This is a genomic window from Hahella sp. CCB-MM4 (genome assembly GCF_002260525.1).
Classification (GTDB): Bacteria; Pseudomonadota; Gammaproteobacteria; order Pseudomonadales; family Oleiphilaceae; genus Hahella.
This window is the reverse complement of record NZ_MRYI01000002.1, coordinates 118,959-145,752: the sequence shown is the minus strand read 5'-3', so window position 1 is coordinate 145,752 and position 26,794 is coordinate 118,959. Positions and strand designations below refer to the sequence as shown.

Sequence of the window (26,794 nt, the reverse complement as noted above, 5' to 3'; positions counted from 1 at the left end):
AAAACGTCTGCAGTTTACTGAAAACGCGCTGCCAGTGCTTTTGCATCATTCGATAACTGCGTAAGTGATAACACTTTTTCTCTTGCTGAGCCGGATCCCCTGGCTGCCTCTTCAATCAGCTCACTGATCTCCTGCAGATTACGGGCAATTTCCTCCGATACAGACAATTGCTCTTCTGCAGCAGTAGCCACTTCACCATTCATACCTGACATTTGGGTAATCGCCTGACTGATCGCGCCAAGCTTCTCATTTGCCTGGTTGAAGTATTGGCTGCATTCCTCAGAAATTTGCTGGCTTGTCTGCATGACACTGACCGTATTACGGGCACCGGTCTGTACGTTATCGATAATCTTTTCGATCTCTTCCGTGGAGAGCTGGGTCTTTTGTGCGAGGCTGCGGACTTCATCGGCCACCACCGCAAACCCGCGCCCCTGTTCCCCGGCCCGGGCGGCTTCTATGGCGGCATTTAATGCCAACAGGTTGGTTTGTTCTGCGATACCACGAATGACATTCAGTACAGTGCCCACATTTTCGGTGTCTGCCGCCAGGTCCTCGACTGTTTTTGCGCTGTTTTCCACCTGGCGGGCAAGGTTTTGCATCGCCTCATTGGCTTTGTTCATTGCCTCCATCCCATCTTTGGCGATAGAGTCCGTCTCATGGGCAACGTCCGCGGCGCGATTGGCGTTTTCCACCACCTGCTGGGCAGAAGCCGTCATCTCTTGCATGGCGGTTGCGACCTGGGTGGTCCGGCTGTTGGATTCATTGGAACACTGAGTGATGTCATCAGTGGTTCTGCTGATGATCGTAATATTTTCTCCCAGGCTGGTGGATGTCAGGGTGAGGTTACGTGACACATCCCCCATGAATTCAACGAGTCTTTTCAGCGCTTTCTCCAAGGCTCCCAGTTCATCCTGACGTTGTGATTCGGGAACCTCTACCAGGTAGCCTTGCCCTAGTTTGTGTGATGCCTGAATGAGATCTTTCGTGGGTTTGACGATTCGAACATTGGTCAACAATAAGGTAATCAGAGCTGACAGAATGATCGCAATGCCGAGCGAAAGACTGGCGATAGTAATCGCCTGGCTAAGGGCTGCGTTGCTCGAAACAATATTGTTGTTCGACTTCTCGACATAAACTTCTGCCGCATCCTGCAGGGTCTGGGTGGGTTCCCGGTCAATCCCGGCAACAGCCTTGTCTCCGACCTTGGGATCGAAGTTCGCATTGACAAAGTCGTTGTATCCTTTGCGGTAAGCCTGCCCCATGGACTGGTGTGAACTCTGGAACTTCACCAGCAGGGATTTGACATCAGGATCCTTCACTTGAGGCAGGGTTTCGTTCAGATTCTTCTGGATGCTTTGTTCCCGTTCTACAAAGCGTCCCCAGTATTTTTCTCTCTGTCCGGAATCAAACCCTCTGATCAGAACATTTTTCCACTCCTGAACCTGGATTTTAAAGTCGACCACCATGTTGCTGATTTTCCGTTCAAGGTAGATATCCTTCTGGACCGTCTCATTGAACTGGTTAATTTCAGAACTGGTGGTGAGAATCAAATACAGAGAAGCTCCTGCGGTCAATATGGAGCCAATGAGAATCGCGACAATCAGTTGGTAGAGGAGGCTGTTACGGATGAAACTCATTAGGCACTCCTAAAGTGACATTGTGTAGGGATGTCTTATAACTCATAGCACATTGCTGGTTAATATCCAGACAATCAGATTAAGAAGTAGGCAGTCCTGGAATGCTTTACCGAGAAGAGCGGGCCTCTTGGCCGCTTAGGAGACGTGATCTGTCAGACTTTATATGGAGGCCGTGCGGTGTGTGCATCGTTTTGTTGTCCACTTAGGGTAGGTGGTCACCCTAGGTGGACTGTCGAAGGGGGGATTACAAAGATCCTGTGCGATCTTTTTCAATGGCCTCATCAAGAAATTCAAGGAAGTCTGCCCGGGATTTCAATTTCGTATTGCCATGGGCAGTCATATCGAGCTTGGCCAGTTGAGCCGCCAGTCCCTGGGCTTGTGCGGCAAGTTGTTCTTCAGGAACGACCATGTCCAGAAAGCCTGCGGTGACAGCGGTTTTCGGATCGAACATTTCGGCGCACAGTACCGAGCGATTGAAGTAACTGGCCGGTAGACGGCCTCTGGCTAGTTCGATACCTGCATAGTGCATGGTCATTCCGATCGCCACTTCGTTCAGGCCGATTTTGTACGGCCCTTCGACGCCAATACGAACATCTGCCGAAAGCAGGAGAAAAGCTCCCTTGGCGACTGCGTGGCCACTGCAGGCGGCTATCACCGGCGTGGGGAATGCCAGTAACCGGCGGGACAGCTGGGAACCCTCTGTTACCAGGGCCATCGCAGCATCGTTACCCGACTGCATGACTTTGAGGTCATAGCCGCCTGAGAATATTCCCGCCTGTCCAGTCATGACAACAACGGCCTTGGCCTGTTCCGCCTGATCAAGGGCCTGGTGAAATTCTGCAATCAGCTCATGGGAAATCGCATTGACCTTGCCGTTATTCAGCGTGATGGTGGCAACCTGGCCTTCTAAATGAAAGTGCAATAGTTGAAACATGGATGATGTTCCTGATCTTTATAATAAGAGAGTCGCATGATAGCAGAATAATTCGGGACAACATTATGGTCGTCGCTGTCAATTATTCCGAATCCAGAGCCACTTCGTCATTAGTCGATCAGGGACAACTTTCCCCGATAATCAGCTCACTGGTCAGGACAATGTCCTGTTGTGGGCGCATTCCGAGAAATATTTCGGCTGCTTTGCGGCCTTTCTCCACGCTGTGCTGGTGTACGGTGGTTAAGGACGGGTGCATGGTTGTCGCGGCCGGAATGCCGTCAAACCCCACAATTTTAATATCCTCTGGAACCCGTAAGCCCATGCGCTGAGCGGCCTGTACTGCTGCAATCGCAATACGGTCACTCATGCATAGCAGCAACTCCGGGCGGGGGCTGATTGACAGGGCTTCCCGTGCAGCCTGGTAGGCATAGTGATGAACATTTTCCGGAATGTGCCAGATGTCGTGGCTGTCCAATGTAATGTCACATTCATTGGCGGCTTCCTGGTAGCCCCGTAAACGTTCCTTGGACACGGGAGTGACTTCTGAAAAATCATCGTTATCCCTCAGCCGGGTCACTTGATGATTGTTCAGCATTCGCAGACCCAGAATAGCGACCCGTTTGGGGGCATGTCTGAATGCGTGAATAGCAGATGCTTTAGCGCCGCTGAAGTTGTCTACCAGTACCGAGGTAATGCCTTCAAATTTACAGTCCACGGTAACAACATTGCGTGTGGGAAGGCGTAGCTGCCGGTCTGATTGGTATTGCAGGCCGTAGATGATGAGACCATCGCCAAAAAAACCGATACGCGGAGTATTCTGGTTCGGCAGTAGATGGTCGTGAGACAGTAGCAGCATGCTGTGGTGCTGCTTGTCGAGTACCTCGGCAATACCTTCCAGGAACTGATTGGCTACCGGATCAGTCACGCTGTAGCTCAAACGATCTGCCAATACGACTCCGACGGTTCCAGTGCGCCCGGTTCGCAGACTTCTGGCGGCTGCATTGGGCCCGTGGTAGCCCATTTCCCGACAAGCTTTGAGAATCCTTTCCCGCAGCTCGACTGAGAGTTGGTCGGGGCGGCTGAATGCGTTGGAAATGGTGGCGGTGGACACTTCCAACCGGGCTGCCACGTCTTTTAATGTCAGGACATTTCGATTTCTGCTGTTCAATGCTTGGCCTTGTTGTTTTTCTGCAGGTTAAATCTCATCCGTAGGGAATGCTGGCGCCTGATCAGCTTTGGGCTGCCATTGATTTTTCGACCTCGGTACGGACCAGTGCCATACCTTCGGAATCGAATACATGCACATGTGCCGGATCAATATCCAACAGGACGCGTTCTCCCTCAATAAAGCGGCTTGGAACCGGCAAACGGGCCAGAAATGGCTCCTCCATGGAATCATCTCCGGCATAAACAAAGGATTCGTTACCCAGATATTCTATGTTACGAACAGGCAGACCCTGTACTTCTGTTGAATTGTCTGGACCTTTGCCGGCCGCAATAAAATTGAGGTGCTCGGGGCGAATCCCCAGCTGAACCTGATCACCGTTCTGCAATTTGCTGCTGTCGACGCTGACGGTCAGCTCACCCGCATGAGGAAGAACAATCGTTGTCTGGCCACTGCCTGTGGCAACGACTTTAGCTGGAAGCAGATTCATCTTGGGAGACCCGATAAAGGTGGCAACAAAAGTTGTCGCAGGAGTCTCGTAGAGTTCAAAAGGTGTGCCCACCTGTTCAACCCGCCCTCCATTGAGAACCACAATCTTGTCCGCCAGAGTCATGGCTTCGACTTGGTCGTGGGTAACGTAGATCATGGTGGATGCGAGCCGTTCGTGGAGTTTTTTGATCTCCGCCCGCATCTGAACTCTTAAAGCCGCGTCCAGATTCGACAGGGGTTCATCAAACAGCAGAATGCTCGGCTCTCTGGCCATTGCTCGACCCATTGCCACCCGCTGGCGCTGGCCTCCGGATAACTGCTTGGGTTTGCGTTTAAGCAGTTTTTCCAGTTGCAGAATTCGGGCAGTGCTCATCACCCGCTCCTCAATGGTATCCTTGCTTTCCCTGTTAAGTTCCAGGCCAAAAGCGATGTTTTCATAGACCGTCATGTGAGGGTAAAGGGCATAAGACTGGAAAACCATCCCAATGCCCCTTTCTTTGGGAGTAAGGGCGTTAACAACGTGGTTATCAATCAGGATGTCACCATCAGTGGCGTCCTCCAGTCCGGCAATCAATCGCAGCAGCGTAGACTTACCGCACCCGGAAGGTCCGACAAATACGACAAATTCGCCGTCCGCAATTGCCAGGTCGACAGACTTGATAATATCCACCTGCCCAAAGGATTTTTTCACTTTTTCCAGAGTAACGCTCGCCATGAGTGAATCTCCTGTATTTATTTTTGTCGGTTGTTCATCTTAGTTGTCAACGCCTTAAATGACGGCCGTCAATGCCTCTGTTGCTTGACGGCCTTTCTGTCATATCAAGCCAACTCGCATTTCAAGCCAACTCGCCGAAGAATACCTGATAGGGTGGTAATATCAGGCGATTCCCCTGAAGTTGCGATTCAAAGCCAGGTTCTTCGAAAACCTGTTTTATCGCGGTGCTCAGTTCAATTTCCTGTGTTTTTCCGGTCAGGTTGACTGCGACGACCATGCTTTGCTGGTCATGGGTTCTGATGTAGGCAACGGTATCCCCGGTGTCTTGTAGCAACTCCAGGTCTCCCTTGACCAAGGCCGGCTGCTGCTGCCGCCATTGAATCAGTTTGCGCATCCGGCTGAGAATCGAATCTGCTGATTTGTCCTGCTCAGATACCGCATAGGCCAGATGAACGTCATTTACCGGTAACCAGGGCTCCACGGTAGAAAATCCCCCTTGGGATTCGCTGGTCCAGACCATGGGAGTACGGCACCCGTCACGGCCCTTGAATTCAGGCCAGAAATTGAGTCCGTAGGGGTCCTGCAGCCGCTCATAAGGCACTTCGGCTTCCGGCAGACCAAGCTCTTCGCCCTGGTAAATACAAACGCTTCCGCGCATGGATAACAGTAGCGCCATGGCTGCCAGCGGGAATTTCTGCGGATTCTCGTTGCCTCCCCAGCGGGTGGCAACTCTGGGAACATCATGATTGCTGAGAGCCCAACATGGCCAGCCATCTTCAATACCGGCTTCCATGTTGCCAATGACATTACGAATGTGGTCTGTTGAGTGTTCTGTGTGTAGCAGGTCAAAGCTGTAGGCCATGTGCAAGCGGTTCTGAGAAGTATATTCCCGCATGCGTGCTACAGGGTCCGCATCACCGATTTCGCCGACCGTGGTGGTTCCCGGATATTCATCAAGCAATGCCCGAAGGTCTTGCAGAAACTCCAGATTTTCCGGCTGGCTGATATCGTATTGGTGGGTTTGATAGGTATAAGGGTTCTCGGAATTTACACCCGGGTTGTGGGTATCCAGAGGAGCCGCCTGGGGGTTATTTTCCAGGCCCTTGCTGTGGTAGTAGAAGTTCACCACGTCAAGACGGAAACCATCAACGCCGAGGTCCAGCCAGAAGCGAAGCGCGTCAAGTGAAGCTTTGCGGACTTCCGGATTATGGAAGTTCAGGTCCGGCTGTTCTGTCAGAAAATTATGCAGGTAATACTGGCGTCTGCGGCCGTCCCATTGCCAGGCCGGTCCACCGAAAATAGAAACCCAGTTATTGGGGAGCGAACCATCCGGCGCGGGGTCTGCCCAAACGTACCAGTCTGCTTTCGGATTGGTTCTGTCCATTCGGCTTTCCTGGAACCAGGGGTGTTGATCAGAGCTGTGGCTGATCACCTGGTCAATGATGACTTTCAGCCCCAATTCATGGGCCCGGTTCAGCATGGTTTTGAAATCATCCAAGGTGCCGAACATGGGGTCAACGTTGCAGTAATCAGCCACGTCATAACCAAAGTCTTTCATCGGTGAGGTGAAAAATGGCGACAGCCAGATCGCGTCTACTCCCAGCGAGGCGATATGTTCCAGCTTGGAGGTGATACCTGGCAGATCGCCAATACCATCACCATTGCTGTCCATATAGCTGCGGGGATAGATCTGATAGATCAGGCCGCCTTTCCACCACTCGGGGTTTTGTGTCATGTAACTCTCCAGAATAAAAAGTGCTGTTGCATCGTTTAAACGTTTCTTATGTTTTAGCCCTTTACGGCGCCGGCGGTGAGGCCGGATACAATCCTGCGCTGGAATATCAGCACCAGTACAACCAGCGGAACTGTCACAATGACTGAAGCCGCCATGATGATGCCCCAGGGAAGCTCATAGGCGGAGCCGCCACTGATCAGGGCAATCGCAACAGGAACCGTGCGCTGGTCGTCGGTCAGGGTAAATGTCAGGGCAAACAGAAATTCGTTCCAGGCGGCAATAAATGCCAATAGGCCGGTCGTCGCCATGGCTGGCCACAGCAGTGGCATGAATACTTTAAAAATGGTCACCCATGGAGTTGCGCCATCCACGATCGCGGCTTCTTCCAGTTCTTTGGGTAACTGACGCATGAAAGTCGTTAATACCCAGACGGTGAAAGGCAGCGTGAATATCGTGTAGGAGAACACCAGACCTAACGGGTTGTTATAGATATTCAGCGCCCGGATAACTTCAAACAATCCGGATAGAACAGCCACCTGGGGAAACATGGAGACTCCCAGGACAATGGCCAGGATCGGGCCACGTCCCTTGAACTCCACCCGGCCAAGGGCATAAGCCGCAGTCAGGCCAAACAGGATGGATATGGCTACCACCATGGTGGATATGAGTACCGAGTTGCCAATGCTGCTGACGAATGACGACTGGCTCATTACCGCCTGATAGTTTTCCCAGTTGAAATGGTCTATCCAGTAGCTCACCTCAAACAATTCACTGCTGCTCTGCATGGAAGTGACAATGGCGTAGTAAAACGGAAATACCGAAAACAGTACGATCGCAATGACCAATGCATAGAAGGCAATTCGGCCTGCAATATATTTCAGTCGTTTCAGACGTAACTGTTGTGGAGTCAGAACCTGCATCATTCACCTCCCAGATGTTTACGGCCGATATATAGATAGGCGATTGTGATCAGTGCAATGATCAGGAACAGCAGTGTTGATGCGGCAGAACCGTAGCCCACATCCTGGAATTCAACCAGTTGCTGGCGTGCATACACTGACATGGACATGGTTTCCGAACTGTTGGAGGTAAGCACATAAATCAGATCGAAAACCCGCAGGGCGTCCAGTGCACGGAAGATAACTGCGACCATGACGGCAGGGGTGATCAACGGCAGAGTCACTTTGAAAAAGACTTTCACCGGATGAATGCCATCCACCTTGGCTGCCTCATAACAGTCTGACGGCAACATCTGTAATGAGGCCAGAATCAGAAGCGCCATAAATGGGGTGGTCTTCCAGATGTCGACCATTATGACTGCCCACATCGACAAATCGGGGTCTGCAGTCCAGGCCAATGGGGTGTCAATAAATCCGATAGAAAGCAACAGATGGTTGATGATGCCGAACTGATCGTGCAGCATCCAACTCCACATCTTGGCAGAGACAATTGTCGGGATGGCCCAAGGGACAAGAATTGCAGCCCGGACGATCCCGCGACCCACGAAATTTGCGTTCAGGGTCAGGGCGATAATCGTGCCCAGAACCAGTTCTGCAGATACGGTAATGACGGTGAAATATAGGGTATTCCAAACGGCGCCCCACCATTCGCTATCTGCCAGAAGTCCGTACCATTCGCCGTCTTCATAAGCCAGATAATTATCGAAGCCGATCCACTGCATGCTGGTGAGATCTGAGAAGCTGGCATTGGTAAACCCAAACCAGATCGTTCTCAACAGCGGCCAACCGGCAACCAACGCCAGCAAAATCAACATGGGGGTAATAAATGTCCAGGCAGCCCGGACTCGGCTTTTACTTAAATTGCCCCTGCGCGATTCTGTCAGCGAGGGCATGGAGGCGATGGATTGGGAAGTGGAGTCAGCCATACCTTTCACCGTTCTGTTGCTTGTGTGTTCATAAAGTTTCCGAAAAATCACATTAGGGGCGCTGCATTGAGCGCCCCGGTGGCGGATTAGCGAACCAGCCTTTTAAGCTGTTTCTCCAGTGATTTTAGGGCAGATTGGCTATTGCCGTTGCCGGAAAGTACACCATGAACGGAGTTGAAGAAGGCGTTGCTGACCCGACCGTATTTGTCGCCGGTGGGGGTTGATGGACGTGCCACGCCATTGGCAAAGGTGTCATAAAGACTGCCGAAGAACGGTGTTGCTTCGAGTACTTCTTGATCTTTGTACAGTGCCATAATAGTCGGGTTGTAGGAACCAACAATGGCCCGGCGCTTCTGTTCCTCGTAGCCGGTCAGGTAGGCTACCAGGTCTGCGGCAATATCCGGATTTTTGCTGTAGCGTGAAACCGCCAGCTGCCAGCCACCCAGAGTGCCTGCGTGTTGACCTTTTTCACCACCTTTGGGCAGAGCGACCACTCCAACTTTATCTTTGATCGGGCTATCGTCAGCTTGAGACAGTGCCCAGGCGTAAGGCCAGTTGCGCATGAACACGGAATTTCCGGACTGGAATACGCCGCGCGCCTCTTCTTCGGTGTAGTTCAACACGCCGGCAGGGGAAATCGTGCCGATCCAGCCTTTGGCGGTATCCAGTGCTTTGGCGGCCTGAGGATTGTTGATCGTCACCTTGCCATTCGGGTCGATAATGGTGCCGCCGTCATAGCTGTAGATCCATTCCAGCGCATCGCAGGTAAGCCCTTCGTAGGCCCGGCCCTGCCACACATAACCCCACATCTGTTCATTACCGGCCTGGCGCTCCTTGGCCTGGACGTCGTTGGCAATGTCGGTCAGTTGTTCCCAGGTAGTAGGGGCTTCATAGCCGTATTTTTTCAGCAGGTCCTTGCGGTAGTACAGTACGCCCGCATCGGTAAACCAAGGCATAGCGACCAGACGACCGTTGACGGTGTTGTTTTGGACCAACGACGGAAAGTGGTCTTTCTCTGCGCCATTGGTGTGGCTTTTTAGGTCCAATAAATGCTTTTCCAGCATTCCGGGCCATACCACGTCAATCTGCATGACATCGATATCGGTGGATTGGGCAGAGAGAATTTGTTGATAGAGGGAGAGTCTTTCAGTAGAGGAATTGGGAGTGGATACCAACTTTACCTCATGACCGGTTTTCTTCGACCAGGCTTCTACGCCGTCCCGGCAGACATCCAGCTCCGTTCCCACAGCACCACAGGAAATGGTGACGGTGGCTGCTTGTATAGAGGTGCCGAGCAGCAGGGAGGAAGCGAGAACGGCGAATCGACTTAATTGATTAAGCTTCATAGTGATCTACCTTGTTTTTATTTTATCAACAGACCATAAAGTCTGACTTTTACTTATCTTTAACGATTAAGAAAGTAGATCATATCAAAGGCGGTTCAGTTTTCAATCAGCCGGAAATCTTAATTCTTTCTTATCAAAATTAGACTAAAGTCGTAGTCCTGGTAAGAGGGATGGTCGTGAGAAGGGCAAGTTCCTTTGACACGGCAGCGTCCATGGCAGGGAGATCAAAGACTGGAGCCCAGGGACCGGGATGAAGGCCGAGAGTTAAGTCTTTGAACGTTTGTCCTGTGGAGCTGGTGGGCTGTTTTTGTCCTGATCCATATCAATGTCTCTCCAGCCCACATTCCAGGGTGTTGAAAGCCAGATCTTGAATCGCTTGACCAGTCCCTTGGGGCGAGCCTGTGAATGGGTGAGAGGCGCTGTGGCTTTATGATCCTTGGATTGTGGAGGGCTCTGCGGTTGCCCCATTGCCGGGGTGTTGCCGGATTCTTCCACAATCGGGTGAGGCAGGGGAGTTGACTCACTGGTCTGATTGGCAACCGTGTTGAGCTGGAAATCTTCCACAGGTGTCGGTAGCTCGTTAATGCTTTTGCCTGCCTGGATATGCTCAATGTTTTCCTTCAAAGCTTCATCCATGGCAGCCAAAATCTGCTTTTGTGTCTCAGAGCATAGGCTTCCATGAATGATGCGCTGTATTTCCACCCGCATAGATTGAATCTGGTCCCGTACACGGGTTCGACAATTGCGCTCCTTGCTCGAAACTGTCGTGATATTGGCTTTGATTTTTTCTACGGGAATGTTGAGCTTGAGTGGAGGTAATTCAATGTGGCGGCGCCCAATGAGAACGCGAAGGGCGATATTCGTGTGTGCTATGCGCTGAAAGTCACGTATTTGCTGACTAAAGTTTTCCAAAACCTCATCGCTGCTTTGGGGATTTGCAAGTTGAGGTATCGCATCGCTGATTTCACTTTGTGCTCGGAGCAGCTTTTTGTCTAATCCTGCCAAGCGGACTTTGACTTCGGCATCTGACAAGTTGCGTATCTTGCGTCCGAGGTGGTCAAAAAGCTGCATTGCGCTAATGGGCAGAGGCGTGTCACTCTGGCCAAGATGCAGCATTGCTTCGTAGCCCAGACGCAACCGCTCCAGTGAGCCGGATATATTTACCACCCGTATCAATGCGCGGCGCTTACGTTCCAGGAGGCTTAGTTCCTGGGTGAGAGTAGGTGTTTGATCTTGAGTCATTATTCTATATTAGACGACATCCTGTTCGGTATTCTACTGATTTGAATCAACTGGAATTTTTTCAAGTCTGGCAGGTCCAACATTGAGTAATTGAATGACTGAAAAATAACAAAGGATTTTTCCGATGAGGATAGATTTAATGCTTGTGAGAGACGTTGAGCGTTATTGATATGTCAGAATTTCTGGTAACACACGAGGTCTTGCTCAGGGGAAGTTCCTTTCTATTGGTGTTTTTGCTCATGGGAGTCATTGAATGGGGGCTTCCAAGGCGTCAACGCCAATACCCGAGGCGGGTTCGCTGGCCTTCTAACCTGGCGATTGTGGTACTGAACTCGGTGGCATTGCGACTACTGTTTCCATTGGCAGCGATGGGGGCTTCCCTACAGGCGGAAAAAGCCGGCTGGGGATTGCTCAATAAGCTGGCCCTGTCGGATTGGGCCTCGGTCATACTGGCATTTCTAACGTTGGACTTTGCTATCTATCTGCAGCACCGGTTGTTTCACCGGGTACCGATGTTGTGGAAATTGCATCGAATGCACCATGCAGATCCTGAAATTGATGTATCGACCGGGATCCGCTTCCACCCAATTGAAATCATATTGTCGATGGCCATCAAAATGCTGGTGGTTTGGCTGATCGGAGCGCCTCCCATGTCGGTTTTACTGTTTGAGATAGTGCTGAATGCAACCTCCCTGTTCAATCATTCCAATGTCCGACTGCCAGAGCGAGTCGATGCAAAATTGCGCTGGATGCTGGTGACGCCCGATTATCATCGGGTGCACCATTCGCGAATACGTCAGGAAACAGACAGCAACTTCGGTTTTAACCTGCCGTGGTGGGATAGGTTATTCGGAACCTACCTGCCTCAACCCGAACTTGGACATCTTGAAATGCAAATTGGCGTGATCGGGTTATCCGACAAGCGGGAGGAATTGGGGCTGGGCCATATGCTGACCCAGCCTTTTCGTCAGATCAGCTCAGACCGGTCACCGGAATAAGCGCTCCGTGTACGGCCTTGGCCGCGTCGGATGCCAAAAAGCCAATGACCGCGGCCAGATCGCCCGGTGCGACCCAACGGTCGTAATCCGCATCCGGCATGGCATGTCGGTTGTCAGGAGTGTCAATAATCGTGGGCAGGACGGCATTCACATTGATGCCTTTAGTGCGAACCTCCATGGCCAGTGCTTCAGTAAATCTCATCAGCGCGGACTTACTGGCGCAGTATGCTCCCATTTGTGCCATCCCATGGTGGGCGGCATTAGCGCCAACGGTTATGACCTTTCCGGACTTCTGCTGAAGCATACCGGGAATAACTTCTTTGCACGTATTCAAAACGGTTTTAACGTTCAGGTCATTCAGGCGTTCCCATTGCTCCATGGGCGTTTCATATACCGTGCAGCCCATGTCAAAGCCACCGGCGACACAGACGAGTACATCAATCCGGCCGTTTTCTGCCAGAACCTCCGTAACGGACTGCTTTACTTCCTCTGCATTCAACAGGTCACAGGCTTTTTTGGAAACAGAGTCACCGGGAAACTGTTTATCCAACGATTCTTTTGAGCGGCCAAACGCGATCACCCGAGCTGACTGCTCTTCGAAATGGCGAACTACTGCAGGCCCCAATCCCCCTGTTGCACCAGTCACCAGTACAACCTTTCCAGAAAAATTCATAGTGTGTCCTTTGCTATTCAGTATCGGCTAAATTTTAATGCTGGTGGATGCGGTCCATGGCTTCGGCAAGCTTGATGTCGTTCTGCGTAAGGCCGCCGGTGTCATGGGTGGTCAATGTGGTTTCCACCCGATTGTAGACATTAAACCATTCCGGATGATGATTGGCGGCTTCGGCCTCATAGGATACGCGTACCATAAAGCTCATAGCATCGCGGAAATCGGCGAATTTAAAGGTTTTGTGTATTGATTTACGGTCCTCTGACAGCTGCCATCCTGAAGCTGCGAGAGGTGCGGGTATTTCCGTAAGATTAGTCATATCACCCTCCTGCTCGTTGTTGTTATGCGGCGGGCATCCGCATGGGAAGTCCACACGAATGCCGTTTGTGGTCGATCAGGTTTACAGACAATTGTCTGACGATTTGATCAACTCTGTCTGACTATTTAATCAGGTCTGTCTGACTATTTAATCAGTAATGTATGAGGGGATGTCAATGTCTGTTTATCCTTCAAATTGCTGAAAGGCCTTTCCGACCAGTTCAGCAATAATACCTCCAGCTTTCCCCAACGGGGGTTCATTACGATAGACCAGCATGGGGGTGAAGGATACCCGCGAGCCGGGTCGGTAGTTCAGTTCGACCAGGCTGCCCTCGGCCAGCTCCTTTCTGACCTGGAATACCGGCATCCAGCCAAATCCAAGTCCCATTTCTATCGCCGTTTTCTTCGCTGAAAAACTGTGCATATAGAATACTCGGTCTCCCCCAAACTGCAGGGAATCAGGCCTCTGGACAGATTGCTCGCTGGTGTCGTTGATGGTGAGTTCGACATGATCGTGCAACTGGTCCAACTCAATGTTTTTTTCAGTGGCAAGAGGGTGACTGCTGGCAGCAACCAACACCAGGCTGACCGGAGTTAACGGGACGGCGGTCAAAGAAGGGTGAGGGTCAAAATCTTTGGCCAGCATAATGTCAGCATTGTCTTTTTCAAAACGCATCTGTACGCCGCCCAGTGCTTCAACTTTGACTTGAATTCTGGTGGGAATATCCCGGTCTGCCAATGCTTTCAGAGCGCCCATGATGGGGACCATCGGCAAAGCGCCGTCTATGACCAGTTCCAGTCGGGGCTCCCAGCCTTCCGTGTAGCGCTCGGCAAGACTTTCGATGCGCCCGGCCAGCTGCAGCATGCGGCGAGCCTCGGTCCATAGAGCTTGTCCTTTTGGGGTAAGGGTCGCGCGGTACTGGCTGCGGTCAAATATATCAATATTCAGTTGTTCTTCCAGTTTCCGGATCTGATAGCTCACGGCTGACTGGGCTTTGTGCAGCCGGTTAGCGGCTTTGGCAAAACTTCCTTCCTGAATGATGGTGTCCAAGACCCTTAGGGCTTCCATATCCACTTTCATCGGCTTACCTGTATGTCTCCATTGTACGAATATTTATATCTAAATTTTAGATTGTGATGATGCAAATATTATTCTTTTTTTAGTTAAAGAACGGCGGACAATAGTGGTATCGACTAGCTTTCAGACGAGGCCTCACTCATGCCCTTTTACGTCAAACAAGGTGATTTGCCTGCCAAGCACCATGTGACTTTCTACAAAGATACCAGGCACCCTGGCGTCCAGGCTGGGCAGGAAGAAGAATTGTATCGGGAGGAACTGGTTTCCACCCATGGCTTTGCCAATGTATACAGTACCAAGTATCACCACAACATGCCGACCAAAAGTCCCTCTGTGGAGAGGGTTGAAATCGAGCATGGTGCTCTTTGGCAAGACAGTCTAGTACAGAATTACAAACTTGACAGTCGAAAAGCCGACCGTTCAGGAAACTTTTACAACGCGCGTAACCGTCTGTTCTATAACCAGGACCTTTCTATCCATACCGCTCGGGTCACCGAACCCACGGATCAGTTCTACCGTAATGCCTATGCGGATGAAATAATTTTTGTGCACGAAGGTGAAGGGGAACTGCTGTCCGAATACGGCCGTCTGGAAGTTCGCAAATGGGATTATCTGGTGATTCCCAGAGGTACGATTTATCAACTGAACTTCAATAACTATGACAATGTGCGGCTGTTTGTGGTGGAAGCCTTTTCCATGGTGGAAATTCCCAAGCACTATCGCAATGAGTACGGCCAGCTGTCGGAAACCGCGCCCTATTGTGAGCGTGATATCCGGACTCCCGAACTGCAGGATGCGATCGTAGAGCAGGGTGATTTCCAGGTGATCAGTAAGTATCGGGATCACTACCAGGCACACCAGCTGCAATGGCATCCCTTTGACCTTGTTGGCTGGGACGGCTACCTGTACCCATGGGCATTCAATATCCAGGACTTTCAGCCGATTGTCGGGAAAATCCACCTACCGCCCAGCATTCACCAGGTATTTGGTGGACGCGGATTTGTTCTTTGTAACTTTGTACCCCGTTTATACGACTTCCATCCTGATGCCATACCTGCGCCTTACTACCACTCCAATGTGGATAGCGATGAGGTGCTGTATTACGTCGACGGCGACTTTATGAGCCGGACCGGCATCGAGGCCGGTTATATCACCTTGCACCAGGGAGGTGTTCCCCATGGACCCCAGCCGGGGAAAACCGAAGCCTCAATCGGCAAGCAGGAAACCTATGAGTATGCGGTGATGGTGGACACCTTTGCACCGCTGCAACTCACCGAACATGTCAAAAACACCATGGCTGGAGATTATCACCAGTCATGGATCGAACCTGAATCCAAAAAATAAGAAAGACCCGAAGCGGAGGAGAAATCATGAACACTAAATTTACACCGGATCGACAGCATGCCGGAGACGCAGAGAATAACCCGCTGGGTCTTCGTGGTATTGAATTTACCGAATTTGCCACCCCTGACAGCGACTTCATGGAAAAAGTATTCCTGGATTTCGGACTGTCCAAACTGAAGAAGTTTAAGGGCAAGGATATCGTGTATTTCAATCAGAACGATATTCACTTCCTGATGAACAACGAGCGTAAAGGTTTCTCCCGTGGGTTTGCAGAGCGTCACGGCCCAGCGATTTGTTCCATGGGATGGCGTGTAGATGATGCTCATTATGCCTATGAGCAGGCAGTTGAGCGTGGAGCTAAACCTGCTGAAGATGCAGATAAGGATTTACCTTATCCTGCGATCTATGGAATCGGCGACAGCCTGATTTACTTCATCGATCACTTTGGGGACAAAGGCTCAATCTACGAAGAAGACTTTGAAGACCTGGCTGAGCCTGCCGTTGTGCCTGAAAAAGGCTTCTTGAATGTCGACCACCTGACCAATAACGTTTATAAGGGCACCATGGAAAAATGGGCCAACTTTTATAAGAACGTTTTTGGTTTCACTGAAGTTCGTTATTTCGATATCCGTGGTAAGAAGACCGCACTGATTTCCTACGCATTGAAGTCCCCGGACGGCAGTTTCTGTATTCCGATCAACGAAGGGAAAGATAATAAGAATAACCAGATCGATGAGTACCTGGACGAATATAACGGCCCAGGTGTGCAGCACCTGGCTTTCGCTTCCAGGGATCTGTTGGGTTCACTGGACGCCATGAAAGGGACCAGTATTCAAACCCTGGATATCAATGATGACTACTACGATCAGGTGTTTGACAGAGTTCCCGGTGTCACTGAGGACCATGCCCGCATTCAGGAGCATCAGGTTCTGGTTGATGGCGACGAGAAAGGTTACCTGCTGCAGATTTTTACCAAGAACCTGTTCGGGCCTATATTTATAGAGCTTATCCAGCGTAAAGAGCATCACGGGTTTGGTGAAGGGAATTTCCAGGCATTATTCGAGTCTATCGAACGGGATCAGCAAGCCCGTGGAGTGATCTGATGTCTGACACGTACATTGGAGGTCCACTATGAAGCTTGCCAGTCTCAAACAGGGGCGCGATGGTCGATTGATCATCGTTTCCCGCGATTTAAGTCAAGCGGTGGAAGTCCCGCATATTGCAAGAACTCTGCAAGATGCTTTGGACAGGTGGTCTGAGACAGAGCCGAAACTGCAATCGGTATATAAAAAGCTTAACCTGCACTCATCTGAATTGGCCGGAGTTTTCGAATTCCGTCCAGAAGACTGTGCTTCTCCGTTGCCGCGTGCATACCAGTGGGCGGACGGAAGCGCCTACGTCAATCATGTTGAGTTGGTTCGGAAAGCCCGCAACAGTGAAATGCCCCCGAGTTTCTGGACCGATCCGCTGATGTACCAGGGAGGTTCAGACAGCTTTATCGGACCCTGTGACGACATACCGTTGGGTTCGGAGGAATGGGGCATTGATTTTGAAGCGGAAATTGCCGTCGTGACGGATGATGTTCCCATGGGGGTTTCCGAGGAGCAGGCGCCCGAGCATATTCAGTTGCTGATGCTGGTGAATGATGTGTCCTTGCGTGGCTTGATTCCGGGAGAACTGGCGAAGGGCTTCGGCTTCTTCCAGTCCAAACCTTCCAGTAGTTTCTCCCCTGTGGCGATAACCCCGGATGAATTGGGAGCCGCCTGGGAAGGTAGTAAGGTTCACCTGCCACTAAACGTGGATTATAACCGGCAGCCTTTCGGGCGCGCTAATGCCGGCCAGGATATGACCTTCAGTTTTGCCCGTCTGGTTGCACACGCGGCCATGACCCGCCCGTTATCCGCCGGGGCTATCATCGGCTCGGGTACGGTATCGAATAAACAGAATACGGAACATGGATCGGCTATTGCTGACGGTGGTGTTGGGTACTCCTGTATTGCCGAAGTTCGTATGATCGAAACGATTAACACAGGCTCTCCGAAAACCACGTTTATGCACTTTGGTGATCAGGTGAAAATCGAAATGCTGGATGCGGATGGTCAGTCCATCTTCGGTGCCATTGAACAGACAGTGGTGGAATATACCGGAAAAGCGATCAGTCATGATGATATTGTTTGATTACTGGCGCTCCTCTGCTGCCTATAGAGTTCGTATCGCGCTGAATATCAAAGGTCTGTCCTATGATCTGGTTCCGGTGGATCTGCGGCTGGGGGAGCAAAGTCAGGAAACTCACTTGCAGCGCCAGCCTCAAGGGCTGGTGCCTGCCTTAGAGATTGCGGAAGGAGAGTATCTGACCCAGTCGCTGGCGATTCTGGAGTGGCTCGAGGAAACCTGTCCACAACCGGCAATGCTGCCGCAGGATCCGGTATTGAAGGCAAAGACCCGTAGTTTGATGTATCAGGTCGCAGCCGATATTCATCCCCTGAACAATCTCCGGGTGCTGAAATATCTCACCGGGACGATGGGGCTATCGGAAGACCAGAAAACACAGTGGTACCATCATTGGATAACCCAGGGCTTTTCTGCTCTGGAACGTCAGTTGTCCAGCGGACCCTACTGTATGGGAGACAAATTAACCTATGCGGATGTGTGCCTGATTCCCCAGGTATACAATGCCTATCGGTTTGAAGTCCCCATGGAGGCTTTTCCACACATCAAAGCCGTCTATGATCACTGCCTGACGCTATCGCCGTTCGTAGAGGCATCCCCAGAAAGATAATCCATTGGGGTTATCTAAATCCATATAGGTTGGGGCAGACCTGCGTGTCTGCCCAATTCCCGGTCTTTCCTGACAGCTCTGTATTTGAAGGCAGGGCGCACACACAGGTGCGCCCCTACGAAAGATGTGGGGTTGTTTCCGCCAGAATGTCATCCACGCCGGTCATCTCTGGTGCTTCTTTTGATATTCGACATTCCACAAGTTCCAGGACATCTGTCAGGAAATTACCACGGGCTAATTGTTCCGGGGAAATTTCCCGGCAGAGGCCGTAACTTTCAAGAAATGACACCAGGTAAGGTTCCTCCGGCCAATCCTTGCGACTGAGATAGAGTACTGGTTTGGCATGTAGTGCCGCTTCCACGAATGTACCGTAACCAGGTTTGGTGATGATGGCGTCACAGCTTGCTACTACGTCAATAAACTCCAGCCCCAATTGCTCTAAGGAGATAAATCCCGGATGCTCCGGAGGTTCCGGTGTGGTTATCAACCAGCATACTCCCTCCTGTGCAGGCCAATCTGTGTAGGGGATGTCATATGGAATGCCTCCCATGGAAACCAGAACAAATTTTGTTCCCGGTGAGCGGCCGGTGAGTTGAGAAAGAGGGAGCCTGTGCCCGGTTCTTCCGATAGGGCCAACTGCTTTGACATTATTCAGTTCCGCCATGGGTAGCCCCGGGGTAACTCGCAGAAAGTTCCTGGCCTTGTTATAGCAGGTGATTAGATGCCGGGAGATTTCGTCCTCATGATCCAGTTGGTGGCAGTAATGCTGGAATAAAGCGGCCCAGTTTAAGGAGCAGAAATGTAGGCAGGGTATGCCAAGGGCATGAGCTGCGTCGGATAGAAGGTAGCTGTTATTCGTCAGGATGAGATCCGGCTGTGCAAGTCTTAGTGTCTCAATCGTTTCGCCAACCACGGTCTCCCAGTTATCCAACTGATTCCGGTAGGCCTGATAGGTCTTCACTGCGTCTACGGTGACAGCATCATGCATCAGCAACCCCAAGTCGGCAGCTTGTTCGACGTGGGTGAAATCCGGCTCGATCCACATCTTCAGTACCTCGTTCGGAGAGGCGCTTTGAAGGCTGAACTTGACGTCCGGGAAACGTCTAGCCAGTGAATTGATCACGGGGGCAACTTGGGCGATGTGACCAAATCCGTGAGACGATACCGCGCAGTATATATGCCTTTTCATCGATGGTGGTTCAACCTCTAACCAGGGCGGTTTGTCGTGGCAGATACCCGGACCAGCCTTTTTGATTATGCAATATTGAACCCTGCATCTTCAGACCGCGGTCATGTTGGTGGCGATTGGTATCTGCGATACGCCTGCCGGTTTTTTCTCGCCGGGATAGGCCAGACAATAACATACCAAAACGGATAACGCGGCTAGCAGGGAAAGAATCAGGAGTGCTGTCGTCATCCCTGTCAGACCGACCAGGCTCGAAATGATGATAGCTCCCAGGCTTCCTCCCAGGGTACCGAGAGTATTCCAGATACTGAATACCTTTCCACTGTTTGTGGTACTAATATCTGTCTGGATGGCGGCCGTCAAAGGGATATGGACAATGCTGGCGGATACACCGATCAGCGCCGCGGCAATCAGACTGATGTAGGTCGCAAATTCACCTTCCCCTTTATTGAAGCACAATCCTAGAATCACCAATACCAGAAGTCCATCTCCCAGGAATGACCAACGCAGTGAGCGGGTGACAGCAAGACGGGCGATGACCAGGGAACTGATGAATTCTCCCAGACCCGTGGCGATAATGAGAGTGCTATAGAAATTTGCCGGAAGATTCAGAGTTTCAACCGTGTATAGCGGTAACCCGACCTGGGTCATACCTCTCCAGACCAGCGAGTATGCTAAAAAGCACAATACCCTGACCAGCAGAGGACGTTGTTGGGCCAGCTCGGCAATACCAGAGAGAATGTCCGCCAGAATCGGACCGGACACACTGTGATTGGACAATTCTGACGTCATACGACGAATCATGAACAGTACCAGTCCGGCGACTGCAAATACTCCTGCGCACAGTAAATATCCGTAGGCGGGGAATAGCGCAATGTTGTCCATTAACCCGGCCAGGAATGCGCCGATAAAAAATGAAGGCCATAGCACACTCTGAGTCATGCCGTTAGCCAGATACAGGTCTGAACTGGCAACGAATCCGGGCATGATGGCTTTTCCGGCGGGTTTGGAAAAGGCGGAAGTCAATGTGACCAGAGATGCGAGCAATGTCAGGTTCACCAGCGTGAGCAGGCTGCACCAGCTGAGCACACCGACCAGAGCAATGCCCAGGGTCCGAACGAGATCGCACAACTGCATGATTTTGCGTCGGTCATATTGGTCGGCGATGACACCGCCGTACAGTCCCATGAGTCCCCGGGGTAGCGCAATGCAGGAGACGATCAGCCCCAGCTGAGTGGCGGAGGCATCCAGCTTCAGGGCGCTGAACGTGACGAGAAGACCGAAGATTCCGTCTCCCAGATTAATCAGTATTTGATTGGTGAGATAAGCCGTGAAGCTACGGTTTCTCAACAGAGTCCAGTAACCTGATGATGGTGTGGATGAATAAGATATCTCACTGGCGCACGGCACAGTCTTGCCCATGTAAAATCCCTCTTATTATTTTTGGAGACAAGCTGCCGGTCCGGTAAGACACACATTGATGCTCTCAAATGAGCCTTGATTGGCAATGCGATATGATCGCCACGATTCCAATTCGATTTGCTCTTTATGGCCGCCGGCTGCGTACAGACTTGCGGTTATCAAACTAGGCTAAATGTTGCGTTGCTTTTGTCCAGTTGGTATTGACACCTATCAAAAGAAAAAGGAACGGATAGAGAAGGTATTGCTGTAGCCAATACCAATAATTGCCTCGGTCAGAGGAAGGGTTAAATGAACCAATTGGATTCATGTAGTAGGGGTCAAAATGTGTTGCAAAATGATTTATTGTCATTTTTTCTACATTCTCATTGGAATGTGATCTAGTCTTAAGGAACAGGACTCACCTCAGTTGAGGTTGAAGATGGTTTCACTCCCCAAGATCAGAGTTATTCTGGGTATTGTTTTTTTCTCGTCCCTGGTCTGTGCCGAAGATCTGCCTTCTCCTGTCCGTATCTGTGATGATGTCAGCGAATGGCCTCCATTTATCTATTATGTACGTGAAAAGGGCAAAAAGAGTGCTGAACTCCAAGGAGTTGCCTATGAGGTTGTCGAGCGTGCTTTTTCACAGTATCACTTGCCGTTTGATATTCAATTAATGCCATGGAAGCGTTGTTTGCAGGCAGTGAAGAAAGCCGATATTCACATGCTGCTGGTTGCCACGCTGAACGAGGAGCGAGAAAAGTCTTATTGGCTATCGGAAGTATATGGACAGACCACTCCCTACTACTTCTATATGGAAAATCACCTGCCTCAACCGGTAATTAACCGCCGGTCGGATTTGGCCCGCTACCGGGTGGGAGGCATACTCGGGTACAACTATTCCTACTATGGCCTGGATGATAAAAAGGTCGAAAATCAAGGTATATACAACTACCGCCACCTCCTGGCCAGATTGAAGTCCGGGCAGATCGACCTGTTTGTTGAAAACTATGAGATTCTTGCCGGTTTCAGGGCAATCGGGGAGAGCTATCTGCAGACACCTAATCTCTCCTATCGCCCAATTCCGGGAATGCCGGCCACGGATATCTATATGATGTTTACTAAATCCGAACAAGGGTGGTTATTGAGGGAACTGATTGATTCTGTGATTCTGGAAATGAAGCAGAGTGGCGAGTTGGAACGTACTTTCCGGGCTTATTTTAGTGATAAGAATAACCATCAGTGATAAATGGCACATAGGGAACGTTCGGTCGGTGATAAATGGAAGATAGGGAATCTTAGGTCGGTGACAAGTTGGGAATCTACAAGAAAGCTGCCGCCTGATGAGGATGCTTTTCATAGGCGGCAGCGATTTCGTGATTAGGGTTGAATGGGAGTTACTTCAATTTTAGGTGTCAGAATCAGACAGCTGAATGACCAATTCACATAGATGGGAATATAGGTCGCATTGTTCCACTCATTGTTTTCCGTTAACGAGCCATTGGCATCAATGATCGCGCCCAGCCAGTAGGGAGTGTTGCAATTGAGGCTGGATGGGATGGTGACATCATAGGTCGATGTGTAGACATTATCCGGAGACAGTCCCAGATTGCGTGTGGCCAGCAGGGTGTCAAAAGTGGATATGAAGTCATTGGAGGAGGCGACGTAACTGACATCCTCATATTGATAGCTATTGCCGTTGTTTTCGTAGGTCAGTTCCATGCGTACAGACTGTCCCCTGACGACGTTGTAGCGCCGCTCGCCACCGACGATTGAATAACTTAGCTCAGCTCCGGTTGAAGGGTTCAGTAACCGGGTTTTACCATGGGCACTGTAGGCTCCGCTGGCACCTGTCCATTTCCAGTGAACGATACCAAGATCTTCATCGGAACCCGCTCCGTACAGGTAGACGGAACCATCACTGGCATCTTCCCCAAAGTAGGCTCTGGAAGTGCTGCCGTTGGTGTGGATATGGTTCCAGTCCTGTCCCATGATGTTGTATTCATCCGCTTCATGGCCAAGCCCGATTGCGTGACCCAACTCATGTAATAACGTGGTTTGGAAAGGACGACCAGACCCGCCATAGTTAAAGTTGGTGGTCTTGAGAGTCGAGGTGGTCCAGGTCACGGAACTGTCCATGCGGATATCGGCTTCAGTCAGGTTACAGGATCCGTTCCACCAATAGTTGGTCACCGCAGGTGGGCTGATATTCTCAATCCATACCTCGCTACGGCCGTTCCCCAGGGAGGGTGCTGTGGATGTATAGATAATATAGAAGGTAAAACCCGCTGCATTATCGTTGAGTCGGGCAATAGCTTCTTCCAGGGCTGTACGGTATCCGCTGCCTGAGGGAAAGCTGCCGGTATAGGCATAGATAAATCGAGCTTTGGAACTCCAGGATACATCGCCGGAACCGCAGCTTGTGGTGGTGTAAGCACTAACATGGGTGGAAGCCGCCACTAATATGCTGAGAGCGGCCATGACACGAAATAACCTCTTCATAACGAATCTCCTCTATTCTTTATCGGGGCGTCTGGCCTATTGATCCTTCAGTACAGGATTGCCGCCATTGTGTTGAATGGCTTCAAGTTCAGCCGGATCTTCGTTGGTCGGGGCTTGTGCCTGTGATTTGGGTTCCGGTAACGCGACCGGTCTGGCTTGCGGTGCGGTAATCGGAGCAGTCATGTCCAGGTTTCGTACTTGCTTGCTCATACCATAGGGATCGCGGGCATTGGCTTTGAAGATATGTTCGCGCACCAGGCCACTGATGTTTCCTGCCTGAAGTTGAATACCCGCCATGGCTTTGGATGTCGAGGCTTCACCGTCGCCTTCCTGAACCAGTTTTCGATTGATATTGCGTTGAAACTTGCGCTCACCAATCTGATAGGTGTTCACTTCGTCCAGGTTTTCGGATCTTCCGAGTACCATACCTCCTTTACGGTCCTGAAGAACTGCCTGGCCATACTCGTTATAGATGGCACCATGGATGACTCTCAGGCGTCCATTGGAACATTCGACCAGTGGGCACTCAGAACGACCGTTATCCTGAACAAACAGGATGTCTTCATCCCCCATATCAAAGGATGGAGCGGATGTGTTCATCATGATTTCACCGCTTTTGGTCATTCCTCCCAGGAAACGCAGGGTGAGCGTTGATTCGGAATATTGTCCGAACAGCACCTCTTCAATGGCATAGGTAACGAATGTGAAAGGCAGAGGTTTCTGCTCTCCTTTGCCTTCAGATTCCCGGTAATCAATACCGACCACTCTGCCTTTGAATACCAGATCCGACTGTGCCGCCATTCCTCCGACATCGAGACGATTGGATGTTTGATGCGCCAAGGCCGGCCAGGCCAGGCACACAGTGATCAGAGTTATTATGAATCTCACCATCATGGTGTCCTCCTTTTGAGATTGGTACCGGATCAACCTGATCCAGTAGCGATCAGCCTAAGGAAGAATGACGGATAGTGAAGCTGACAATTTAACGGGATTTTTGTTAAAAATTACCAATTCCCCAAAAAGAAAAACCGGCGTCGGCCGGTTTTTCAGATACTGCTGGTTACAAGCAGCTGATCAGCTGCGGGAACGCTATTTCGGCGTGCAAAGCTGGTTTACTTCCTTGCGGAGTTTGGGAAGGAATATGTCCGTAAAGAAGTTGAACATTCCCATCTGGTCATACTCGTGAGTGTAGATTGCCCATGGATCAAGTATGACTGAGCGAATACAGGGAATCGCATCCACCTTCTCGCCGTTTTCGTACAAGCGGTCTGCCAGAGCATTCATGAAATCATCCCCGTAATCATCCCTGTTGAACGTGGTCATGGAAACGAAGACCTGATCCGGCGATACCTTATGTCCCGGCAGTACGCTGAGCCGCTCAAATAAGTCATTGTTCAGAGTCAGTGTGCGTTCTGGTGAACGATCATTCTTGTCCACGAAAACGTAATCCACGATGTTCTGGTCTCCGGAGATATTGCGCAAGAATGACGTGACCTCCCGATGGTTAAGCAGATCCAACTTTGTTACCTGACGATTCCAGAGCACCTCTGCGATGGCTTTGCGCTGGGAATCCTGCTCTTTTGTTAGCGGCGTCAGCAGTGCCAGATCAAACAGGTCATCCGGGAACGCCAGATCCAGCGTCGCCAGATAGAGGTAGAACAGTTTTGAGTTCAACATACTCTGATTGATGATGTGTCCGTAACCACGCTGATCCGGGCGAATGGTCTGGTGACTGAGGTAAACAGCGGTTGCTGCAGCTCCTGGTTTGGAGCCTTCAATGCCGGATTCCCCGATGTTACGTGTGTTGATACCGCCATCATCCGTTTCAGAACTGATATAGGGAGCACTGAAACTCAGCAGGTTAATGATTTTTTCATTGCGGTAAGTCAGGCTTCCGGCAGGATAAGGGATATAGCCCATTTTATGGGGGTCTATGGTGACGCTGTCACATTGATGGATCTGCGACATGCTTTCAAATACAGAAGAGCGGAACCAGGAGAGGCTGTTATCAAACAAACCACCGGGTATGCCTGTCTGCGGTTTGTCACCCATGTCGAACGGTTTGCGGATACAGGCCAGGAAATATCCACCCCAAGCCGCATCGGTATGCACGGAATATTCGAAGGGTTCTGATTGCCTGCGGAAATCCTCCCGGATCGCCAAAAGTTTTTCGACCGGATCAACCGCCCCTTCCTCGGTGGAGCCGACCACGGCCACATTCATCAGTATGGGCTTTTTATGTTGTTTACAGGTGTTCAGGACGCTTTGCAGTAAGTCAGTTTTTACCCGTCCTTCAGCATCCACATAGACATTCAATACCGCGTCTTCGCCAATCACGTTAATGTCGATGAGTTGCTGTTCCGTCAGGCCTTTTTGACCACCGCCCATCCCTAGGAGGGAAGCGGATTTGACCCAGGAATAGTGTTTGGTGGAAGGCACGATGATTGCCGGGGCTTTGATATTTTCTGCCGCCAGGTACTTCTGCTGGAAGAAGCTCATGCCCTTGGCATTCAGGGAGTAGGCATCTCCAAGGGTTTTCCAAACCTCCGCTTCATCAGTATTCTGGTCTTTCAGCAATTCGGCCATTTTTGCCGGAAGCATCAGGGCGTCATCTTGTTTCATGTTCAGAAGTTGCCAGGCGCTGGCCTGATAGAATGGCTGACCGTTTGGCAGTGTGAGACGGTCGCGAATAGAAGCATACTCCTGGCCGTCCTCCAGGGAGTATTTAATCCCCAGGGGCATGTACTTCAGTTCGCGTGCAGCCCAGACACTTTCAATATTGGCCACTGTGCCGTCGCAGGTGATATGAGACCAGGACCGGGGTTCTTCATACTCATTTTCATCGTCCAATGGACGTACCTTGAATCCCGCCATCTGTGAAATATCGTTGGCGGCGATAATTTCCAGCAATGTTGTGGCTGGTGATGCCTGAGGAGTCACATTGTTCTGGTTTTGCAGCATGCCGGATATGTAGCCGATGATCGAGGGAAGAGTGATATCCCACGTCATGTGCCCCTGATAGCGAAGGCTGGAAAACGGTACGGAATATTCGGTGAGTATATCAAGCAGCCCGTCACTTTTTCTTTCTACATCCTGGATGGCCTGTAGATATGGCTCGGATTTTTTAACGTTCTCTGTGATGTAGCCGGGATCCTCTGGGAAAAGTTCTTTGCGGCCATCCAGTGTACGTTCCACTACTGTGCTGAGTAGCTTTTTAACAATTTCCCGATTCTCGCCTTTTGTTCCCATGAACCAACCGGCAATGGAGGTATCGTCATGTAATGGAGCGGCGAGTAACTTTTGCTTTAAGTGGGATTGAACTTTGTTGAATATATCGCGTGAGACAAATTTCTTTTTGGAAGTCATGTCCATT

Annotated in this window: 23 protein-coding genes; 6 read left to right on the top strand and 17 right to left on the bottom strand. The window is 50.8% G+C overall.

Going from position 1 to position 26,794, the window contains the following annotated elements; all coding sequences use genetic code 11:
- Positions 1-14: 14 nt before the first annotated feature.
- From BTA51_RS04215 to BTA51_RS04175, 9 genes are all read right to left on the bottom strand, one after another.
- A complete protein-coding gene (locus BTA51_RS04215) occupies positions 15-1,637 on the bottom strand; it encodes a methyl-accepting chemotaxis protein (RefSeq protein WP_094706175.1) in 1,623 nt (540 codons plus the stop codon).
- A 244-nt stretch (positions 1,638-1,881) separates the two neighbouring features.
- Complete coding sequence (locus tag BTA51_RS04210; RefSeq protein ID WP_094706174.1) at positions 1,882-2,571, bottom strand: crotonase/enoyl-CoA hydratase family protein; 690 nt, start codon at positions 2,569-2,571, stop codon at positions 1,882-1,884.
- Between the two features lie 118 nt (positions 2,572-2,689).
- Positions 2,690-3,739 (bottom strand): LacI family DNA-binding transcriptional regulator, encoded by a 1,050-nt coding sequence (locus BTA51_RS04205; protein ID WP_094706173.1) that lies wholly within the window; start codon positions 3,737-3,739, stop codon positions 2,690-2,692.
- Between the two features lie 61 nt (positions 3,740-3,800).
- The gene (locus BTA51_RS04200) at positions 3,801-4,940 is read right to left on the bottom strand and encodes an ABC transporter ATP-binding protein (RefSeq protein WP_094706172.1); all 1,140 of its coding nucleotides are present in this window, start codon (positions 4,938-4,940) and stop codon (positions 3,801-3,803) included.
- Positions 4,941-5,061: 121 nt separating this feature from the next.
- Positions 5,062-6,675 carry an alpha-glucosidase gene (locus tag BTA51_RS04195; protein ID WP_094706171.1) on the bottom strand — a complete coding sequence of 538 codons (1,614 nt, stop codon included), beginning with the start codon at positions 6,673-6,675 and terminating at the stop codon, positions 5,062-5,064.
- Positions 6,676-6,728: 53 nt separating this feature from the next.
- Positions 6,729-7,595 (bottom strand): carbohydrate ABC transporter permease, encoded by an 867-nt coding sequence (locus tag BTA51_RS04190; RefSeq protein WP_094706170.1) that lies wholly within the window; start codon positions 7,593-7,595, stop codon positions 6,729-6,731.
- Positions 7,595-8,527 (bottom strand): carbohydrate ABC transporter permease, encoded by a 933-nt coding sequence (locus tag BTA51_RS04185; RefSeq protein WP_094706710.1) that lies wholly within the window; start codon positions 8,525-8,527, stop codon positions 7,595-7,597. Before BTA51_RS04185 ends, BTA51_RS04190 begins: the two co-directional genes overlap by 1 nt.
- A gap of 119 nt (positions 8,528-8,646) precedes the next feature.
- On the bottom strand, positions 8,647-9,906 hold the full coding sequence (locus BTA51_RS04180; RefSeq protein WP_094706169.1) for an ABC transporter substrate-binding protein: 1,260 nt from the start codon (positions 9,904-9,906) through the stop codon (positions 8,647-8,649).
- A 264-nt stretch (positions 9,907-10,170) separates the two neighbouring features.
- A complete protein-coding gene (locus tag BTA51_RS04175) occupies positions 10,171-11,148 on the bottom strand; it encodes a hypothetical protein (RefSeq protein ID WP_094706168.1) in 978 nt (325 codons plus the stop codon).
- A gap of 239 nt (positions 11,149-11,387) precedes the next feature.
- Between BTA51_RS04175 and BTA51_RS04170 the strand changes: the two genes are divergently transcribed.
- Entirely contained in the window at positions 11,388-12,146 is a 759-nt protein-coding gene (locus tag BTA51_RS04170; protein ID WP_246840915.1) for a sterol desaturase family protein, read from the top strand.
- On the opposite strand, the gene BTA51_RS04165 is transcribed toward BTA51_RS04170, so the two are convergent.
- The 3 genes from BTA51_RS04165 to BTA51_RS04155 all read right to left on the bottom strand — a co-directional run bounded on the left by BTA51_RS04165 (position 12,121) and on the right by BTA51_RS04155 (position 14,215).
- Positions 12,121-12,819 (bottom strand): SDR family NAD(P)-dependent oxidoreductase, encoded by a 699-nt coding sequence (locus BTA51_RS04165; RefSeq protein WP_094706166.1) that lies wholly within the window; start codon positions 12,817-12,819, stop codon positions 12,121-12,123. The two genes, BTA51_RS04170 and BTA51_RS04165, sit on opposite strands and share 26 nt — an antisense overlap.
- Positions 12,820-12,853: 34 nt before the next feature.
- Entirely contained in the window at positions 12,854-13,135 is a 282-nt protein-coding gene (locus BTA51_RS04160) for a 4a-hydroxytetrahydrobiopterin dehydratase (RefSeq protein WP_094706165.1), read from the bottom strand.
- Positions 13,136-13,318: 183 nt separating this feature from the next.
- Positions 13,319-14,215 (bottom strand): LysR family transcriptional regulator, encoded by an 897-nt coding sequence (locus tag BTA51_RS04155; protein WP_094706164.1) that lies wholly within the window; start codon positions 14,213-14,215, stop codon positions 13,319-13,321.
- Between the two features lie 138 nt (positions 14,216-14,353).
- Between BTA51_RS04155 and BTA51_RS04150 the strand changes: the two genes are divergently transcribed.
- Genes BTA51_RS04150 through maiA form a run of 4 tightly spaced genes read left to right on the top strand, consistent with a single transcriptional unit; the run spans position 14,354 to position 18,335 of the window.
- Positions 14,354-15,556, top strand: a complete 1,203-nt coding sequence (locus BTA51_RS04150; RefSeq protein ID WP_094706163.1) for a homogentisate 1,2-dioxygenase — start codon at positions 14,354-14,356, stop codon at positions 15,554-15,556.
- Between the two features lie 26 nt (positions 15,557-15,582).
- A complete protein-coding gene (gene hppD / locus BTA51_RS04145) occupies positions 15,583-16,659 on the top strand; it encodes a 4-hydroxyphenylpyruvate dioxygenase (protein ID WP_094706162.1) in 1,077 nt (358 codons plus the stop codon).
- A 28-nt stretch (positions 16,660-16,687) separates the two neighbouring features.
- Positions 16,688-17,734, top strand: coding sequence for a fumarylacetoacetate hydrolase family protein (locus BTA51_RS04140; RefSeq protein ID WP_094706161.1), 1,047 nt, complete (start codon positions 16,688-16,690; stop codon positions 17,732-17,734).
- Entirely contained in the window at positions 17,718-18,335 is a 618-nt protein-coding gene (maiA, locus tag BTA51_RS04135; protein WP_094706160.1) for a maleylacetoacetate isomerase, read from the top strand. Before BTA51_RS04140 ends, maiA begins: the two co-directional genes overlap by 17 nt.
- 115 nt (positions 18,336-18,450) lie before the next feature.
- Here the strand turns inward: maiA and BTA51_RS04130 are convergent, their stop codons facing one another.
- Together BTA51_RS04130 and BTA51_RS04125 are read right to left on the bottom strand one after the other, a co-directional pair.
- Positions 18,451-19,524 carry a glycosyltransferase family 1 protein gene (locus BTA51_RS04130; RefSeq protein ID WP_141215535.1) on the bottom strand — a complete coding sequence of 358 codons (1,074 nt, stop codon included), beginning with the start codon at positions 19,522-19,524 and terminating at the stop codon, positions 18,451-18,453.
- A 90-nt stretch (positions 19,525-19,614) separates the two neighbouring features.
- Entirely contained in the window at positions 19,615-20,943 is a 1,329-nt protein-coding gene (locus BTA51_RS04125; RefSeq protein WP_094706158.1) for an MFS transporter, read from the bottom strand.
- 418 nt (positions 20,944-21,361) lie between these two features.
- On the opposite strand from BTA51_RS04125, the gene BTA51_RS04120 reads away from it, so the two are divergent.
- A complete protein-coding gene (locus BTA51_RS04120; protein WP_094706157.1) occupies positions 21,362-22,165 on the top strand; it encodes an ABC transporter substrate-binding protein in 804 nt (267 codons plus the stop codon).
- Between the two features lie 134 nt (positions 22,166-22,299).
- Here BTA51_RS04120 and BTA51_RS04115 read toward each other — a convergent pair whose 3' ends face one another.
- The 3 genes from BTA51_RS04115 to BTA51_RS04105 form a co-directional block, all read right to left on the bottom strand.
- Positions 22,300-23,421, bottom strand: a complete 1,122-nt coding sequence (locus BTA51_RS04115) for a matrixin family metalloprotease (RefSeq protein ID WP_094706156.1) — start codon at positions 23,419-23,421, stop codon at positions 22,300-22,302.
- A gap of 36 nt (positions 23,422-23,457) precedes the next feature.
- A complete protein-coding gene (locus BTA51_RS04110) occupies positions 23,458-24,315 on the bottom strand; it encodes a hypothetical protein (protein ID WP_094706155.1) in 858 nt (285 codons plus the stop codon).
- A gap of 195 nt (positions 24,316-24,510) precedes the next feature.
- Positions 24,511-26,793, bottom strand: a complete 2,283-nt coding sequence (locus tag BTA51_RS04105; protein WP_094706154.1) for a pyridoxal-dependent decarboxylase — start codon at positions 26,791-26,793, stop codon at positions 24,511-24,513.
- Position 26,794: the final 1 nt, after the last annotated feature.

Bases quoted from the DNA above. Each gene is read 5' to 3' on its own strand.
- BTA51_RS04150 (WP_094706163.1), top strand. From the start codon at position 14,354: ATGCCCTTTTACGTCAAACAAGGTGATTTGCCTGCCAAGCACCATGTG.
- BTA51_RS04165 (WP_094706166.1), bottom strand. From the start codon at position 12,819: ATGAATTTTTCTGGAAAGGTTGTACTGGTGACTGGTGCAACAGGGGGA.
- BTA51_RS04110 (WP_094706155.1), bottom strand. From the start codon at position 24,315: ATGATGGTGAGATTCATAATAACTCTGATCACTGTGTGCCTGGCCTGG.
- BTA51_RS04185 (WP_094706710.1), bottom strand. From the start codon at position 8,527: ATGCCCTCGCTGACAGAATCGCGCAGGGGCAATTTAAGTAAAAGCCGA.
- BTA51_RS04120 (WP_094706157.1), top strand. From the start codon at position 21,362: ATGGTTTCACTCCCCAAGATCAGAGTTATTCTGGGTATTGTTTTTTTC.
- BTA51_RS04115 (WP_094706156.1), bottom strand. From the start codon at position 23,421: ATGAAGAGGTTATTTCGTGTCATGGCCGCTCTCAGCATATTAGTGGCG.
- BTA51_RS04125 (WP_094706158.1), bottom strand. From the start codon at position 20,943: ATGGGCAAGACTGTGCCGTGCGCCAGTGAGATATCTTATTCATCCACA.
- hppD (WP_094706162.1), top strand. From the start codon at position 15,583: ATGAACACTAAATTTACACCGGATCGACAGCATGCCGGAGACGCAGAG.
- BTA51_RS04140 (WP_094706161.1), top strand. From the start codon at position 16,688: ATGAAGCTTGCCAGTCTCAAACAGGGGCGCGATGGTCGATTGATCATC.
- BTA51_RS04195 (WP_094706171.1), bottom strand. From the start codon at position 6,675: ATGACACAAAACCCCGAGTGGTGGAAAGGCGGCCTGATCTATCAGATC.
- BTA51_RS04210 (WP_094706174.1), bottom strand. From the start codon at position 2,571: ATGTTTCAACTATTGCACTTTCATTTAGAAGGCCAGGTTGCCACCATC.
- BTA51_RS04190 (WP_094706170.1), bottom strand. From the start codon at position 7,595: ATGCAGGTTCTGACTCCACAACAGTTACGTCTGAAACGACTGAAATAT.
- BTA51_RS04170 (WP_246840915.1), top strand. From the start codon at position 11,388: ATGGGAGTCATTGAATGGGGGCTTCCAAGGCGTCAACGCCAATACCCG.
- BTA51_RS04155 (WP_094706164.1), bottom strand. From the start codon at position 14,215: ATGAAAGTGGATATGGAAGCCCTAAGGGTCTTGGACACCATCATTCAG.
- BTA51_RS04200 (WP_094706172.1), bottom strand. From the start codon at position 4,940: ATGGCGAGCGTTACTCTGGAAAAAGTGAAAAAATCCTTTGGGCAGGTG.
- BTA51_RS04160 (WP_094706165.1), bottom strand. From the start codon at position 13,135: ATGACTAATCTTACGGAAATACCCGCACCTCTCGCAGCTTCAGGATGG.
- BTA51_RS04180 (WP_094706169.1), bottom strand. From the start codon at position 9,906: ATGAAGCTTAATCAATTAAGTCGATTCGCCGTTCTCGCTTCCTCCCTG.
- BTA51_RS04105 (WP_094706154.1), bottom strand. From the start codon at position 26,793: ATGGACATGACTTCCAAAAAGAAATTTGTCTCACGCGATATATTCAAC.
- BTA51_RS04130 (WP_141215535.1), bottom strand. From the start codon at position 19,524: ATGAAAAGGCATATATACTGCGCGGTATCGTCTCACGGATTTGGTCAC.
- BTA51_RS04175 (WP_094706168.1), bottom strand. From the start codon at position 11,148: ATGACTCAAGATCAAACACCTACTCTCACCCAGGAACTAAGCCTCCTG.
- maiA (WP_094706160.1), top strand. From the start codon at position 17,718: ATGATGATATTGTTTGATTACTGGCGCTCCTCTGCTGCCTATAGAGTT.
- BTA51_RS04215 (WP_094706175.1), bottom strand. From the start codon at position 1,637: ATGAGTTTCATCCGTAACAGCCTCCTCTACCAACTGATTGTCGCGATT.